This window comes from Sulfuricaulis sp. (assembly GCF_024653915.1).
In the GTDB taxonomy this organism is placed as follows: Bacteria; Pseudomonadota; Gammaproteobacteria; order Acidiferrobacterales; family Sulfurifustaceae; genus Sulfuricaulis.
The window spans coordinates 71845-89241 of record NZ_JANLGY010000016.1; the positions used below are offsets into that span (position 1 = coordinate 71845).

A 17397-nucleotide genomic window follows, 5' to 3' on the forward strand; every position below is an offset into this window, starting at 1 on the left:
GAAAAGTATATGTCGTCGTCCGGCGTTTGCCAATCATTCCGTAAAGCTGCATTCAAGATCATGACCAAAGAAGCTAGCTTGGGGTTTTCGATCCTGTCGTCCTTTACGGATTCGCTGTCATGCTGAAGTTCACCGTGATGTTGCTGCCGTTGATGGTCGGGAAGGCCGAGGCGTTGTTATAGCCGGATTTTATCGCGACGACATAGTAGCAATCATTATTAAGACCGCTGATGGAATAATTGCCGTTCGCATCCGTGGTGCGGTACTGAGGTGGGCTGGTATTACAGGCATATTCCTTGATGGAAACCCCGGATAAAGGCAAACCGGTGGCCGCGGCGGTGACGCGGCCGGACATGGTATAGGGGCCGATCGGAAACAAGGTGATATCGAAAAGGAGGTTCGCGCCATTGATCCGAGGGAAAGCGGTATAGGTGTAATAACCTGTTTTAATGATGCGGAGATAATAATCGGTACCATCCAGTCCGGCAAAAGCATAGCCCCCGTTCTGATTGGTCGTGGCGGTTTTCCATCCAAAGTTAAGCGAGACCGTGGCGCTCACGCCGAGGCCGGTGACGGGGTTAGTTACCGTGCCGGACAAGGTATAGCCAACGAAGGTCAATGAGAAGTTCCGAGTAACGTTGGCGCCATTAATACTGATGGGGGCACCCTGGCTTTGGTACCCGACCCTACTCACTTGGATGTAATAATCGCCGTCCTGCAACCAGGGTACTGTGTAGTAGCCGTTGGAGTCGGTAGTTACTCCCGGAACAGCGCCGAAATTAATGCTGATGGCCGCTCCTGAAACAGGCTGACCAGTGGATACGCGAGTTACCATTCCGGACAAGGTACGGTAGTTGATGGTTGGGGGTAGGGTCACTTGTACCGGTGTAGTTTTATCCACGTTGGTACCGTCGCCTAATTGACCAACAGTGTTCCACCCCCACGCCCACAAGGTGCTGTCCGACTTCAGAGCTTCGGTGTGCGCACCTCCTGCCGCAACCGAAGCCCAAGTATTCTCAAATCCTATCTGAACAGGGGTGGACTTAATTACGGTGGTGCCGTCACCCAACTGGCCTGCATTGTTATACCCCCATGCCCACAAGGTCCCATCCGACTTCAGGGCTACAGTGAAGTTTGCTCCTGCCGCAACCGAGGCCCAGGTATTCCCTGTTCCGATCTGGACCGGGGTGTTCTTAACTTCGAAGCTGCCGTTATCTAAGAAAAAAATCCCCCACCCCCATAGAGCCCCGTCCGACTTCAGGGCCACGGTGTGGCCGTTTCCCGCTGCAATTGAAACCCATGTGTTCGCTCCTGCTCCGACCTGGACAGGGGCGTTCTTGTCGACATAGGAAGGGTCGCCCTCGCCTAACGCGCCACCAGCACTATTTCCCCAAGCCCATATCGTCCCGTCCGACTTCAGGGCCACGGTGTAATAATATCCTACCGCAATCGAGACCCAGGTATTCCCGGTTCCAATCTGGACAGGGGTGTTCTTATCGGTTTTGGTGCCGTCGCCTAATTGGCCTTCAGCGTTATTCCCCCACGCCCACAAGGTCCCATCCGACTTCAGGGCCATGGTATGAAGTGTTCCAACCCCAATCGACACCCAAGTATTCCCGGTGCCGATCTGGACAGGGGCGTTCTTATCAACATTTGTGCCGTCGCCTAATTGACCGTAATTGTTCTGCCCCCACGCCCACAAGGTTCCATCTGACTTCAGGGCGACGTTATGAAAACCCCCTCCCGCGGCGATCGAGGCCCATGTATTTTCAAATCCTATCCGTACAGGCGCGTACTTTCTGACAGTGGTGCCGTCGCCTAATTGACCGTAATTGTTCTGCCCCCACGCCCACAAGGTCCCGTCTGATTTCAAGGCTACGGTATGAGCATATCCTGGCTTGATTTGTGAGAGGACCGCTTGTGAAGGAAGTAACGTTGTCGCGTTAGCCGCGTTTGTATAGAGCGAGGGCGCACCGGCGTTGTACGCTCGCACCCGATAGTAGTAATTCGTGTTCTGCAGTAACTCCATACTCGCGTAGCTCGTCACATTCGCGCCGACGGCGGCGATCTGTACGTAAGTGCCCCCGGCGCCGGTCTTCCTTTCAATCGCAAACCGGGTCTCGTTGTTGGAATTGTCCACCCAGGAAAGATTGATCCGAGTCGCGGAAACCGCGGTAGCCGTGAGACCCGAGGGTGCAGTGGGTACAGCAGCAGTGTAGCTTGCCGTTACCGTTGTATTCGCATTCATCGTAATCGTGCACGTACCCGTTCCGCTGCACCCCGCCCCGGACCATCCGCTAAAGGATGAACCGGGATCCGGCGTGGCCGTCAGGGTTACTACCGTGCCCAGCGCATAGGACGCCGTGCAGAGAGCACGACAGTTTATTCCAGCGCTGGTCACGGTTCCCGCTCCCGTGCCCGCTTTGTTTACAGTGAGTTGTGTATCGACTCCCGTACCGCTGAGCGGCAGGTCTAATACGGGGATCTGAGGATCGCTTGAGGGAATGTTTACGTTTGTACCTAGTAGCCCCAGCGAAGTCGGAGAAAATGATACCTGTATGGTGCAACTGCCAGACGGCGCGATGACGTGGTTAGAGCAATTGTCGACACTTTTTACAAATGCATAGGAGCCAGCTGAGGTAATCGTGCCTAGGGACAGGTTTACCGCCCCTCTATTAGAAACTGAGAAAGTTTGCGAAGCGGAACTCCCCGCAACAACATTGCCAAAATCATATGCATACGGAGAAATTGTTATCATCCGTCCTTCCATGGCCGCGCCGATATTCACGCGCGGTTTTGTGATCCCGCTCTTCGGATCGGTGATGGGATCTCCGTCGTTCACCAGACGCCGCGTGAGTTCCGTCTTGCTGAAAAATAGTCCGGTCGTGGCTTTGGCGTAGCTCTGTAAGACCGCCCCGGCGCCGGCCGCGTAGGGCGAGGCGGCCGAGGTGCCGCCGAAAGATGGCAGATACGCTTGGTAGAGATACGTGGTGTAGGCACTGTTGCTCGGCGCCAGGATATCCAGGAAGTTGGCGCTGTTGGAATAACAGGTCACCTGATCAGGCGCTGTTACCGGATCGGTGCAGACACTCCAGTTGCCGGAACCAATATTCGCATCGTACACGGCGCCCACGGAAAGTGAATTCGATACGCAGGCCGGCGCGCTGAGGGCGTTCGTGAACCCGTCGTTCCCGGCCGCGGAAAAAAGCGTGATGCCATTGGCGGCGGCGTTGTTGGCCGCGGCCGCCAGCGAGGGCTTCGAGACATCGCAAGCTGCGGTGTACGAACCACCGCCAAAACTGGTGTTGATAATCAGGATCGGGTTGACGGGGTTGTCGTTCTTATGGGTGACGGCCCAGTCCCAAGCGGCGGCGATGATCGAATCGCTCGACGAACCTGCGCAGCCGGCAACGATCTTCAGGGCGTAGAGTTTCGCGTTGTAGGCCACGCCGCCGATATAGTCACCAAACGTTGCCAGGGCGCCGGCGGCGATCCCGGCGACGGAGGTGCCGTGCCCATGGCAGTCACTCGGATCGGCGTCGTTGTCGCCGAAGTCATAACCTCCGATCACCTTGGTGTTGGGGAAGGCAGCGCCGCCGAGCATGGGGTGCGTGTAGTCGATGCCGGTGTCGACGATGGCAATCGATACGCCGGAACCGTTGTAGGTCGACCGGGTTCCAGAGCCGTTCATCAGCGGAATACCCTGGGCCAACTGGGCCGTGACGATCTGATCTTCTTCGATGAACTCAACCTCGGGCATGGCCGCGAGCGCCTCGAGGCCGGCGCGGCTGACTCTGCCGGCAAAGCCGTTGATGTTGTCGAAGACGTGCTTGGAGGTGAAGTGGGCGCGGTTGAGCTTTCCCAGGACCGCGTTTTGGTTTTGATGAATCTGCGCGTGCAGCGCCTGCATTTCCGCTGGTTTGTCGGCGTTGATCTTGCCGACGTAGTTTTTATGTCCGCTCAGAAGCACGATGACATCGACCGTCGGCTCGCCGCGGTCCAACCGGTCGAAGAGTGCGGGCTGGAGGATTTTTGCCCGAGCGGCATCGTCCAGGGGTTGGGCCGTGGTGCTGCTGACCGCGACTAGATTTATGGCCAGTGCGATGACAATGGCAATAATGCGAAGTTTATTTTTCATAATAATCTCCTTGATTCCTCCGGTGCATTCCTCCGCGCTAAGGACAGTTTGATTAATGCGTCATGCCGGCGCGGGGCTTGCCTAGCCCGGTGGCGGGTGATGTCATAGCCTCCTCCTTTGTCCAGGAGCGATCCCAGCGATTTTTTTATTGGGATGACTCTTGGCCACTTTTTGATTTTTGTGGCGTTAACTTTTCTTGCTTTCTTCTTAACCTCGATAGTGAGGATTCATGGTGAGACAAGCGCTGGACAGAATTTCACCGGGAGTGATAATTGTCAAGCGAACGGCGATGCACCGGAACGGTGCAAGGACATAACGTTGAGTGGCACGTGGAATTATCCGCGATTGCTGTTACTTGAACGCCGAAGCAGTGCGCAGGTTCTGAACTAGTGTATTAGGATTTACTGATGGAGGGTGGGATAGCGCGGTCAATGTAAAAGTACATTTCGCGACTCGATAGCGGATAAAAGACCGCGCTCATTGCAAACGCGTTCTTCGCCCGGTTAAAAAAGAAAAACCCCGTCCTCTTTCTTAAAGAGGGGCGGGGTTCAGACTATCGAGCAATTACGGTTTCAGTGATTGCGACGGCGGCGCCAGGCCAACCAGCCGAAACTGCCGAGCAACATGGCCAGCAAGGTTGGGTCGAACTTGGCGCGCGGGTTGATGGCGCAGCCGCTGCCGAGCGGGTCGGTTTTAAGCGGGACGAGTGTAGATGTTGTTAGCGCCACTGTGGTAAACGACCATGTCGCATCCGCTGCCAGTGCATTTATTCCCGACGAATCCAGGGCCGTCGCCGCAGCCACTGTCACCGTGTATTGCGTATCATTCGTAAGGGGTGATGATGGTGTGAACGTAAAGGTCGTGTTGTCGGTGGTCGCGACAGTACCGCTCACCGAAGAACTGTCCGAGGTCTTCACAACCGTGATTGAATTCGCGGCGGTGAGCAACATTGGCTCACTAAACGTAACTGCAATCGTCGTAGATACGGATACACCCGTGGCGCCATCAGAGGGGGATTGGGTGCTAATTGTTGGTGCTGTATTATCCGCGCCTGCTGCAGTGATAAAAGTCTTGTCCGCGGGCAGTGTTATGTCATTGCCCGCCACATCCTCGGGGCCGGAGTTGAATGTGACCGTGTAGGTCGTGGAACCCGTGAGAGCACCGGAAGTTATCGGGAAACTGAATATAGTATCGTTGTTGCTCGCTGTCGGTGGTCCAACCGTTACTCCTCCTATACTGATAGACCCGAAGACAACTGTGGAGGTATCCATCGGTCTGCTAAAAGCGACTTGATATTTAATGATATTAGTGCCTACACCAGTTGCCGCATGGGCTGGGCTGGTATTGGCCACGCTGGGGTTCGCGGGAACCGTATAAACACCGCTACCCTGCATATGCCACTGGGCGGTCCAACCCGCGAAGCCGGCACTACCCGGATCTTCGGAAACGTCAATCACCTCGTTCGCGAACATCTCGAAGTCGAACGTGGTGGTATTGCCCACGGTCACGGCGTTGGTGATGTTGGCGTAGAAGGTGATGCCGCCGCTCGCCTGACCCAGCGGGAACCAGGTGCCAGCCCACTGCGCTTCCAGCACCGGCGCTTTGATGAACGGAACCTGGGTGCCATTCGTCGGGGTGCCGCCAATATACCTGGCGGTGCTGTAAGCCGTACCTGCCAGAGAACCGGATACCGGGGCCAGGAAGTTAAAGTCCGACCCGAAGAAGCCGGCTGGCTGTTGCCACGAATCGTTCGTGCCGGCAGTCGGCGCCGCGGAGCCTGGATGGCTTGCGGCTCCGGGGTTGCCCGGGGTGCCGGTGACAGCGGTCATCACGTTCGTATCGTCAAAGCTGAAGGTTTCGCCGCCGATGATTGTGTCCTTGTGCAACGGGAAACCACCGCCGAGCGCAATATTAGTCGTGTTACACATGCGGAATTCGGCTTCGGCAGTCCAGGCAATAGCGCTGCAGTTGCCAGCGATCGCGGTCGCTGCAGTGCCGTTGACGAATGTCAGCGTGAGCCCCGCATTGGCCACCGGTACCGCTGCGCCAAAAGCCAGACCCAGGCTCGCCGCGAAGACCGTTTTTTTCATGGAAAATTTCATTGTATTACTCCTCCAAAATCATTCGTAAATTCAAAGCATGCCTGAATCAGAAGCGCAGGCCATAGGCAAAGCTGAGCGACGTCGCGGCCATGGCGATACAGGCATTCTCCTGGTCATAAGGGTAAGGCGAGAATGCCGTGGGCCCGCAAATGGTGTTCTTGAAGGCATGCATGAAAGTGAACGTGAAGTCACTGTCCTTGTCCATCGCCTTGGTGAATCCGGCGGTGACGTGCTTCTCGGTGGTAGCCGGGGCGAGCATGTTGAACAATACCTCATCTCTCTGGATCGGCGTTTTGCCGTAATTCAACCCGCCGCGGACCGTCAAATCTTTGTTATATTTGTATTCGACGCCAATTTTGTACACGATCTGATTTCTCCAACCGAAACCGAGCCCGAGATCGCCGCCCGTCCCGCAGAGCTCTCTGTTTCCAGAGACGTTCAGCCCCCCCGTACAACTGGGGAAGAACTTCGCGGAGTCATTCGCCAGAGGACCGGGGTTGCCGATGGAATCCACGTCATTCCACATGATGCGCTGGATGTCAGCGACGACCTTGGTCTTTGGGGTCATTTGCAAAGACATGCCCACCGCATAGCTCTCCGGGATGTCGAACTCGCCATGATTGGCAAAGAGCCCGGTATAACGGTTGAATTTCTGCATCTCGACCCGGGGGGCATATACCAGACCAAGATGGAATTTCTCATTCAAATAGGTACCAAGCCAACCGAGCCGGTAACCCCAGCCAAAACTCCAGTCGTAACCGTTGTTGGTAAGCTTCGATCTATCAGACGAATAACCGCGCGAGCCAAAATCCTCCAGGCCGAAGGCCCGGAAGGTCTGCATGGCGATGGAAAGCGACGCGCCAAGACTATTATGCTCGTCGATTCTGTAAGCGATGCTCGGCAACATCTGCATCTGCATCACGAATACACCGACACGGTCATAAGCATTGCCGCTCTTGTTGAAGAAGTTCTGCGGATAATTGGTTCCCGCCCCGGCGCCGATGACGGCCATGCCCATGGCGAAGGGCGTCTCGGGGGAGGAGAGCACGGCACCAAGCGAGGGAATGGGATAGAAATCATCTTTACTGCGAGAATCCGCCGGGAACTCGGAACTCTCATGGCTGACCCTGCGTGGCGGCCGGAACAGTTCGATTGTCAAATCCATACGCGCCTCCCCCACTGCCGTCATCAGCGCCGGGTTGTAGGCGGCGGCCATGCCGTCCACGGGATTCGCCACGCCGGCGCCGCCAAGCGATGTTGCCTTGGCGCCGTAACCGATCATCCACATGCCGTTAGTAGCATGGGCGGGAATAGATACCGTCATTGCCGCCAATACCAGACAGGTTGCCCGCCATACCATTTTTGCGGCTGATGCCGTTTCGTTCATTATTACTCTCCTCCTGATCCTAGAAAAATACACGCATGTAAATCTGTTCTTGTTTTCCATTATGTAACGCGGCTCTTGCCATGTTCAGAATGGACAATCTCTACAAGTCCTTGTAAAGATTTTTTCGCTTGATGGGGGAAATTACGTTAGCGGAATAATACCAATGACATCGTCTTATTTTAATGACGATAATATCGTTATCAGTATTAGAAAATTCCCTACGTTCGCAGATATGGCTTCATGGCCATATCCCTGGTGAAACCCCCTACCCATGCGACTTAAATTCACCTACATGGTGCACTTTGAAATTTATAATTGTCAAGCTGGTTATACTGCTTATATATGGTGTTCCCTCCGGGGGATTTTTTTGCCAAGACAACATCAAAAATCTGTAAGCAAACTCTTACACATGCAGCCAGGCGGCTATCCTGCAATGGTGCCTGATCGTCTTATTCAGCTTTATAATATACATTTCTCCAACGGCCAGCATTTGTGCGCTGCGGCCTGTGCCATGAATCCGGCTCCATTGTTGGCGGCAGGAATGGCGGTTGACAAACCATGCATTTAGCGAATGACCTCGCGGCCGTGACCGGGACGGGAGAAACCGTCCGCAGGATACGAATCGACCGTCACGGGGGTTCCTGATAACCTCCAAATCCCGGGTGGACCAACCCTGCACCTCCCCCGCTCACCACCGCCAAACGCAGGGCACGCTGTCACGTTTGCGTTATCAACGCTGATCGCCATTGCGGAACGGAAAACCAGCACAGAGTTGATTTGTTGAACAGTTAAACATGCGAGTTTTCCCATGGATCTGCGGCGCTGTCCTCGTGGTTGGCGCCGTTTTTTCGTATCCGGGGCGTGATTACGTCCTGGTCGGCCTGATGTTGTTTCTTCCGTTCTTCGATCGCGGCTGGAAGATTCCGGCCCTGCCCCGCTCCCGGTCACATCGCCTGATTTGGGCCGGCTTGCTGATTGCCGGCATGGCGCTGCTGCTCTGGCAGCCGTCGAAAATGTCTTTTGCGTTTTCCGCGCTTTTGACGGCGGCCTTGCCCGAGGAATGGTTTTTTCGCGCCTACTTCATGACGCAAATCGGACAAGGCTGGCATGCAAATCTGGTCGCCTCGGTCCTGTTTTCACTCCTGCATGGGCTGACCCATAACTGGTATACCGCCCTGCTGGTGCTCGTGCCGTCCCTTTTCTACGGCTGGCTGTACCAGCGCACACGCGATCTGCCGTTGCTGGTGTTGGCGCATGCCCTGTCCAATCTTGTTTATGTCATGTTCCTGGCCGGTTTCGTGGCGACTTGGGTGCCCGATTTGCGCTAAAATATACCGGCATTTCAACCCAGATCATGAAGAAAGCGAGCAGATCCATGCAGAGACTCAAAAAACTGTTTCAGTCCATTCTGATAGTGGCGGTCCTGGCTTCCTGCGGCACTACCCCGCCCGCCGTCGCCGAATCGGATGCGAATGACGCTAAGACATCCGCGCCGGAAGCAGCTACGGCGGACATGAAGGATACGGCCACGGTCCCTGTATCCAATACCGGCACGACACCCGTAAACGAGGAAAAAGTCGCTGCTCCCCGTGATGTCTACATCATCCAGCCCGGCGATATTCTTGCCATTTCTGTGTGGAAAGAGAAAGATCTGCAGGGCGAGTTTGCAGTCCGCCCCGATGGCGGGATTAATTTCCCTCTCGCGGGCGATATCGTTGTTGCCGGTAAAACCATCGAGCAAATACAAGTGGATATTGCCGCCAAGCTGATCAAGTATGTCCCCGATTCGGTTGTCACAGCCAGCGTCAAGCAAAGCCAGGGCAACAAGATTTATGTCGTCGGCAAAGTAAACAAGCCGGGCGAATTTGTCTCTAACCGTACCATTGACGTCATGCAGGCGCTCAGCATGGCGGGTGGGCCGAATCCTTATGCCTCAGTAAACAAAATAAAGATTATCCGTCGAGTTAACGGCGAGCAGAAAATATTTTATTTCAAATATTCGCGGGTGGAGAAAGGTGAAGACCTGGAACAGAACATCATCCTGCAAGGCGGCGATATTGTCGTCGTGCCGTAAGCCGGGATTAGCAAGACATCACATATAACCGGATGCAGTCCCGCAGGACGGGAATCCGGGGAAATATTACCAAACGTCGAATTGCGCCACTACCGCACGGCTAATCCCGGCTACGCGGGCTGATGACCCCTTGACTGTCATTTGACTGCTTGGGCGGATTTGCATGCAGGCCAGATCGGTATATTCTGTAACTATTGTCTCGCCCTGACAGGATACATGCGCATGAACCGCAAGCAACTGATCCAAGAAATCGAACAAATGCCCGAACCCCTCCTCGACGAGATCCACGATTTCGTGGGCTTTCTGAAGGCGAAGATCGCGCGCGCGCGGATGGACACCGCGCTCGCGAGCGAGTCGTCGCTGAAGAAAGACTGGTTGTTGTCTGAGGAAGAGGCGGCATGGCGCGATTTGTAAAAGGCGATGTGGTGGTTGTTCCGTTTCCCTTCTCGGACCTCAGTCAGGCCAAACGCCGCCCGGCGCTCGTCATGGCCAACCTTCGCGGCGTGACCTCATTCTCTGCCAGATCACGAGCCAAGCGGTCAAGGACAGCTATACCATGGCGATTGCGGATGCGGATTTCGCCGAAGGCGGGCTGAAACAGCCGAGTCACATTCGACCCAACCGCCTCTTTACCGCCGACTCCCAAATCGTCCTCTATCGCGTGGGCCGGCTCGCTCCCGCCACCCTGGATCAAGTGGTTGACAGAATCGTTGAGATCCTTCGCGATTAGCCGGACGCGAGGGACCCATCCCATTGGGCTATCTGCTCACCCCCATCCCAACCTTCCCCCGTCAAGCGGGGAAGGAGATTACGTTCGCCGGGCGTATTTATACCTTAAGATTCAATTTACGGATCATGTCGTACATGGTGGGCCGGCTGATGCCGAGCATGTCGGCCGCGGCGCTGACTTTTCCGGCGGAGTGGCTCAAGGCCCGCTGAATCGCCTGGCGTTCTGCCTGTTCGCGTACATGACGCAGGCTTAAACCCACCTCATCTATTGCCACCTCGTCGAGTTCAAGATCCCCGGCCACTATCTGCTTGCCTTCCGCCATGATCACCGCGCGCTTGACGCGATTTTTCAGCTCGCGCACATTCCCTGGCCAGGTATATGACTCCATGGCGGTCAATGCTTCCTTGTTGAAGCCGCGCAGGTTTCGTCCTTGTTCACGGTTGAACTGCTCAAGAAACATGCGGGCCAACAGCAGAATATCGCCGCCTCTTTCCCGCAATGGTGGAATCTGGATGGCTATCTCGCTGATGCGATAGTAGAGATCTTCGCGGAAAGTCCCTGAGCTGGTCTTCTCCGGGAGGTTCTGATGGGTAGCGCAGACAACGCGCACATCGACGGGAATCTCCTCGCGCCCTCCGACCCGCTCCACTACACGTTCCTGCAGGAACCGTAAAAGCTTGGCCTGGAGGGACATGGGCAAATCGCCCACCTCATCCAGAAACAACGTTCCGCCACTGGCGTATTCGATCTTGCCGGGGGTTTGCTTGACGGCGCCGGTGAAGGCGCCTTTTTCATATCCGAAGAGCTCGCTCTCCAGCAGGTTCTCGGGGATCGCCGCGCAGTTGATGGCGATGAAACGGCCGCTGACCCGTGGGCTCAAATCATGCAGGGATCGCGCGCAGAGTTCCTTGCCGGTGCCGCTATCGCCCAGAAGCAGAATTGAGGCATTCGAGGGGGCGACCTTCTCCACCGTGCGGCATACCTTGACCATTTCCGCGCTGCAGGCCACCACGCCTTCCACGGAATGATCGCTTTTCTGCTGCATGAGCGCGCTATTTTCCAGCTCCAGTTCGCGCAGGCGGTAGGCGCGGTTGACAATCATGCCGAGAATCTCCGCGTCAATCGGCTTGTGATAGAAATCATAGGCACCAGAGCCAACAGCACGCACGGCATTTTCGCGATCGTTTTGTCCGGTGACCACGATCACCTTGGTGTCGGGACGCTGTGAGACGATTGCCTCCAGGGTCGCGAGACCTTCGCTGATGCCGTCAGCATCGGGTGGCAAACCCAGGTCCAGGGTTACCACCGGCGGCTGGTGCTTTCGTAGTTGTTCCATGGCAGTGGCGCGGTCGCCGGCGACGATGACCTCATAACGGTCGAAGCACCAGCGCAGCTGGTCCTGCAGGCCGGGGTCATCTTCCACCACCAGCAGCTTGTTGTTCATCGGCATAATGTCGGCTTATCTGTTCTCCTTCCCCTTTGACGGGGGAAGGTTGGGATGGGGGTGCCGCGCGAGAGTCGGCGCGAACATACCGTCGCACCCCATTCTCCCCCCTCCCCCTGCCCCCTCCCGCGAGGGGAGGGGGAACTGTTTTCCTCGCCATGTCGACCCACTGGCAGGGATGTCTTCCTTCTTGCGAGGGGGGGAGGCAGGGAAGGGAAAATGTTAAATATTCTGGTAATACTCAATGCTGGCCCTGCTGATATCGCACCGGTTCAAGGGCGGGTTGATGCGGTAATTGGATACGGAAAATAGTCCCCTTGCCTGGTTTGCTCTCCACCTCGATATCTCCCCCAAGAGAACGCACAAACTCGCGTGCTTCATACGCGCCAATGCCCATGCCGGAATCTCCCTTGGTCGTCTGGAACGGCCGGAACAGGCGGGCGCGAATGAAAGCCTCGTCCATACCGCAACCGGTATCCTCCACCTCCACTACCGCATGGCCATTGACCTTTTGCAGCCTGACGGTTACGCGCCCATCGTCTGACGTCGCGTCCTGGGCATTGCGGACCACGTGGCCCATTACCGACGCCAGCTGGTCGCGGTCTGCCGTGACCGCCAAGTCACCGATGGCGCACTCCAGAACAGGAGCCGGCTTGCTCGCCCGCGCATCATGCACCACCTCTTCCAGCAAGTTGGCCAGATTAATCATCCGCTTGGAATCGGCGTGCGCGCCTTCACGCATGCGCGTTAGAAGGCGATTCATTTTCGAAACCGAGTTTTCCACCGTACTGATCACGTTCTCCACAAAGAGTGGATTATTCCGGTGCCGGCTGGCGTTGGACACCACCAGCGACAACTGGGAAATCAGGTTTTTGAGATCGTGCACGACATAGGTGGAAAGACGGTTAAATGCCTCAAACTGCCGGGCCTCCGCCAGGGCCTGGGAAGCGGCGTGCTGGACCAGATGGCTGGCCGCCTGGGTTCCGGTGGTTTTGAGCAGATCGCAGTCCTCCCAATTGAAGTGACGCCGCACAGCGGGAGAGCGCGCCAGCACCACAAAACCATGCAATTTCTCCTGCAATATCAGCGGCGCTATCAACCAGGCGTCGGGCAAGGTCCGCAGCCAACTCGGCATCACAAGGTCACCCAAACTTTGATACAGGCCGGGATCGCGTCGGTATTCATCCAGATTAATAACCCATTTCTGGATTTCGAGAAACCGGATAAGCGAACTGCCCGCCGGTTCGTTGGCGGAAAGCGGGGGCTCCATGTTCCACTTGGCGGCGGGCTCGTACTGGCCGTCTTCCCGGCGCATCCACAGTACCCCGCCGGGGCTGTCGATCATCTGGGCTATCGCGCGGATGGCACGCTCCGGTAGCGAAATGTCCGTTTCATTCGACGACAGGGTGCGGATGAATCTCAGCCATTCCTCGCGGTAATCATACTTGTAATGGAAAAAATGCTTGTTGATGAATACCCTCAAACGCGCACGCAACGGTCCCGAGAATAGCAGGATCAAAAGCAGCAGGGCGGCACCGAACATGAAGATAGTCTGCGCGACGATGCCCCAGGTACCGCCATAGTCGCGGACGTAATAACCACCGACCCCCATGGCAAGCAAGTAAATCCCGCTTCCGAGCAACGCGGAGGTATGAAAAACCATTCTTCGGGAAACCAGAACACCCGGGGACCACTGCGGGTTCCTGGCCAACGCAATGCCAATCACCGGCACTACGGTGGCATTGATGAATCCCCGCGCCTCCCATAGCGCAGGGTCGATGCGCTGAAACAACAGGGCATCGGAATACAAATAAAAATCGTACACGAACATGCCGCCGATACCGAAACACAGGTATTTGATGGCACGCATCAGATCCGCTGGCGTATTGCGCAGGATATGTTCCAGCAACACCAAACCTGCTATCGCAAGCGTCAAGTGACCGGCCAGTTGAAAATCAAATCCAGACAGTAAAGACAGACCGGTAACGTTGAAGTGGAGATGAAGGGCAAACAGCATTGTTACCGCTGTCACCACATAAAGGCCATGACGCGTGAGGGTGAGCCAGGTGGACAACGCGCCCTTTTCCCCCGTCTTGACATGCAGCATGTGCAACAAAAAAGTCAGCCATGCGAAATCACGCAAAAGTTCGAGGAGTTGGGGAACAATCAGAGAAGTGTCATAGGCGGCCTGATAGGCAGCGCTGGCGGCCCACAATGCGCTGGTCGCACAGGCCGCTGCCAGCAGTCGCCTGAATGAACCGTCCGTGCGGCCGATCAGCAATACCGCCATGAGCACGAAAAAAATGCCCGCCGCGGATATGTAGCTGATCACGCCGACAATCATGCCCGATCAGCACCAGCTCATGGATAACAACCGGAAGAAAATCACAATCACAAATCCATCAATATATGTCTGACGTCTAGGATTACAGTCCTGGTCAAAATTGAAAATTCTGTCGTTCGTCATTTAATAGCTTCAACCAGCCTGCACCAATACTGGCTGGCGATCCATGCGGAACAACCCTATGCTTAATTTTCCAGGAGTTGCTGTGCGATAATGCGCTCGTAGGGGGCCTTCCTGCCATCCTTCCTGCCACTTCACCGGGCCCGAGCCTGCCTGGCAACAACCACTGCTTTTGCTTCTCTAATGTTGAATAATACACCCCAAAACCCAGCCCGACAAAGTGTCATTCGGGGAATAATTCCCCATAGGTTTCAGGGCGTTGAAAGCTATCCCCGACAACCGCACTGAGTCGTCGGATGCCAGGAGGGGTCAGTACACGTAGGGCGGATTCGTCGCGCCAGCGCCAATCCGCCATCCGGATAAAACATCCGGCGGTTTGCGGCTGCGCCGCGAAACCGCCCTACGGCGGCTGTAGCCCGGATGAAGCGTAGCGGAATCCGGGGGATTTAATTGCAGATGATTCCTGCCGCCCCCATCCCGCCCTTCCCCCGTCGAGGGGGAAGGAGAAAAACGGTGGGCATATTATTTCCCCGCATTGCGCTGCGCTTCATGCGGGCTACAAGTTTTCCCGTGCCCCTGTAGCCCGGATGGAGCGTAGCGGAATCCGGGGGAATATTACCCCCCTCCCCTCGCGGGAGGGGCAGGGGGAGGGGGATCGCAAGACGCTACGGAATCTTCTTCAGCGTCTCCCGCGCCTCAACGAGCCCAAGGTATTCGCCTTTGACATCCACCGCCTTGGCAAGATGAACCTTGGCCTCGGCCAGGTTGCCCTGCTTGTGGTAGGCCATCCCCAGGTGATACCGGAAGATGGGGACATTAGGCGCCTGCTTCACGACCTCTTTCAGAATTTCAACCGCCTTGTCGTTCTCGCCGGACTTATAGTGCACCCAACCCAGCGTATCACGGTAGGCCGGCTGCCGTGACGTCTCAAATTTCTGCGCCATCTCTCGGGCACGCTTCAGGCTGGCGGCATCGCCCTTGTGATCCGTGAGCAATGAGGCCAGATTGTTGCGCGCCATGTCCGACTCGGGATCCTTGCTCAACACATGCTCGTACGCGGAAATGGCCTTGTCATAATCCCGGGTTCGCTCGTACATCTCGGCGATATGGAGCAACAATTGCGGATCATCCGGAATCGCCTCCAGCCCTTTCTGATAGGTTTCCGCCGCTGCACTGTTATTGCCACGCAACATATGCAGATTCGCCAGATTACGATATGGAACATTCCATTTCGGATTATGCTCGATGGCCTTCAGCAGAGATTTCTCTGCTTCATCATATTTTTTCTGAATAAGATAAACTTCGCCCAGTAACTCATGCACAAAGGAATGATCCGGTTTCTCCTTGAGAAGGTCATTCAGCCGGCCAATCGCCTTGTCAGGCACGCCTTGCGCCAATCTGGCCTTAACGAGCGCCGTCAATATCAGATAGGTATCCTGCGTTTTGGTCAGCGCCTGCTCATACTCCTGAACGGCGCTGTCGTATTTTTTCTGAACCAGGTAAAGCTGGCCCAGCTGATAGTACCCAAGGGCCTTGTCCGGATGCGCCGTCTTGATCTTTTCCAGCAGCGCCTGTGCCCCCTTAACGTCTTTTTTGGCCAGCAAAAATTCCAGTTTCGCCTCAAGCGCCTCTATATCAGCAGGCTCAATCTTGAGGGCCTCTTCGATTTTCTTCATGGCCGTATCGGTATCGCCAGACCTGGCATGAAACTTGGCCATGGCAAGACGCGCCCGGACATCTGCGGGATTCATTTCAACGGCCTTGGCGATACTTTCCTTGGCGAGGTTGATTTCCTTGTTCATGACATGGGCGTCTGCCAGCAGTAAATGGGCCTCCACCAAAGCTGGCTGATCGCGCAGCACGGACCGGAAAGCGACGATGGCATTCTGGGCATCCTGTTTCAACAATGCCAGCTTGCCCTGCATCATGAGGGCATCGCTGTCGCGGGCGTTTTCCTTCAGCACCTCTTCCGTCAGACTCTGCGCCTCGTCCCGCTTGCCTTGGCGTATCTTGATCTCCGCCAACCGGTTCCTGGCGGTCAAGCCCGCCGGTCTGGTGCCGGCAACATCTATCGCCTCACGATAAACTGCCTCGGCCTTGTCCAGCGAACCGTTCATTTCATGGAATTTCGCCAGCCCGAGATAAAGCGGGTAAAGCTTCGGCTTGTCATCAATCGCCGCCCGTAACTCCTTCTCCGCCTGTTCCATCTTGCCCTGTCTCGCAAGCAGATCGGCAAGCACAAGATAGCGCTGCGGATCGTCGGGATTTTCCTGAATGGCATCACGCAGGACTTTTCCCGCCTTGTCGTTCTGGCCAAGCTGCGCCAGGAACACTGCCAGCGTCAGGCGGTGTTCCATCACCTCGGGCTCCAGGGAAATAATTTCCTGCAACAATCGCTCGGCCCGCGGCATGTCCTTCTCCGCCGCCGCCACCTTGGCCAACTGCAGCCGCAGGGAGACATTCTTGGGATTTGCCGCTACAGCATCATTCAGCAATTCAGCCACCTTGGCCGTGTTGCCCTGTTTGTTGTACAGCCCCATGAGCAGCTCAACGGCCTCGGTCTGCGTGGGATCTTTCTTGATCACCTCGGTGGCCGCGCGGATGGCGCCGTTCTGATCGCCCTGCCTGGCCAAAACCGCGGCAGTAAGCGTTTTGGCCATCAAGTTATCCGGCTGCGCCGCCTGAATTTCCGCTATCAACTCCTTGGCCTTGTCTGTGTTGCCCGCCATCAGATGGAAAAAACTCAGCTTGGCCTTGACCTCCACATGGGCCGGGTCGAGTTCCAGCGTCTTGGAATAGTTACCGAACGCGGCTTGCCAGTTCTTTTTTTTCTCTTCCACGATACCCATGCGGTAATACCCCTCGGCAAACTTGGGGTCTATCTGCAAGGCGTTCTTGATTTCGATCTTGGCCTTGTCGTAATTCTTTTCATCGATATAGGCCTTGCCCTTCGCCAGATATTTCGCCTTGCGACTTTCGGCGCCGCCGCAACCGGAAATAATAAGCGCCGCCAGCAGCAGCGCAATCGTTTTGACGATGAAAGATTTGTGATTCATTA

The 17397-nt window shown here is 55.9% G+C and carries 9 protein-coding genes and 1 pseudogene; 4 read left to right on the forward strand and 6 right to left on the reverse strand.

What is annotated here, in order from left to right:
• Positions 1-103 precede the first annotated feature (103 nt).
• From NUV55_RS08860 to NUV55_RS08870, 3 genes are all read right to left on the reverse strand, one after another.
• Entirely contained in the window at positions 104-4138 is a 4035-nt protein-coding gene (locus tag NUV55_RS08860) for a S8 family serine peptidase (protein ID WP_296672169.1), read from the reverse strand.
• Between the two features lie 572 nt (positions 4139-4710).
• On the reverse strand, positions 4711-6240 hold the full coding sequence (locus NUV55_RS08865) for an Ig-like domain-containing protein (protein ID WP_296672170.1): 1530 nt from the start codon (positions 6238-6240) through the stop codon (positions 4711-4713).
• Between the two features lie 46 nt (positions 6241-6286).
• On the reverse strand, positions 6287-7627 hold the full coding sequence (locus NUV55_RS08870; protein WP_296672172.1) for an OmpP1/FadL family transporter: 1341 nt from the start codon (positions 7625-7627) through the stop codon (positions 6287-6289).
• Positions 7628-8421: 794 nt separating this feature from the next.
• On the opposite strand from NUV55_RS08870, the gene NUV55_RS08875 reads away from it, so the two are divergent.
• The 4 genes and pseudogenes from NUV55_RS08875 to NUV55_RS13835 all read left to right on the forward strand — a co-directional run bounded on the left by NUV55_RS08875 (position 8422) and on the right by NUV55_RS13835 (position 10431).
• Entirely contained in the window at positions 8422-8955 is a 534-nt protein-coding gene (locus NUV55_RS08875) for a JDVT-CTERM system glutamic-type intramembrane protease (RefSeq protein ID WP_296672174.1), read from the forward strand.
• A gap of 47 nt (positions 8956-9002) precedes the next feature.
• Complete coding sequence (locus NUV55_RS08880) at positions 9003-9701, forward strand: polysaccharide biosynthesis/export family protein (protein WP_296672175.1); 699 nt, start codon at positions 9003-9005, stop codon at positions 9699-9701.
• Between the two features lie 222 nt (positions 9702-9923).
• The gene (locus NUV55_RS08885; RefSeq protein ID WP_296672177.1) at positions 9924-10115 is read left to right on the forward strand and encodes a DUF2281 domain-containing protein; all 192 of its coding nucleotides are present in this window, start codon (positions 9924-9926) and stop codon (positions 10113-10115) included.
• Positions 10100-10431, forward strand: a pseudogene (locus NUV55_RS13835) (type II toxin-antitoxin system PemK/MazF family toxin). Before NUV55_RS08885 ends, NUV55_RS13835 begins: the two are co-directional and overlap by 16 nt.
• Before the next feature lie 97 nt (positions 10432-10528).
• Here NUV55_RS13835 and prsR read toward each other — a convergent pair.
• From prsR to NUV55_RS08905, 3 genes are all read right to left on the reverse strand, one after another.
• Positions 10529-11875, reverse strand: a complete 1347-nt coding sequence (gene prsR / locus NUV55_RS08895) for a PEP-CTERM-box response regulator transcription factor (RefSeq protein WP_367280390.1) — start codon at positions 11873-11875, stop codon at positions 10529-10531.
• Positions 11876-12116: 241 nt separating this feature from the next.
• Positions 12117-14219, reverse strand: coding sequence for an XrtA/PEP-CTERM system histidine kinase PrsK (gene prsK / locus NUV55_RS08900; protein WP_296672181.1), 2103 nt, complete (start codon positions 14217-14219; stop codon positions 12117-12119).
• A gap of 785 nt (positions 14220-15004) precedes the next feature.
• Positions 15005-17395, reverse strand: coding sequence for a tetratricopeptide repeat protein (locus tag NUV55_RS08905; RefSeq protein ID WP_296672183.1), 2391 nt, complete (start codon positions 17393-17395; stop codon positions 15005-15007).
• Positions 17396-17397 lie beyond the last annotated feature (2 nt).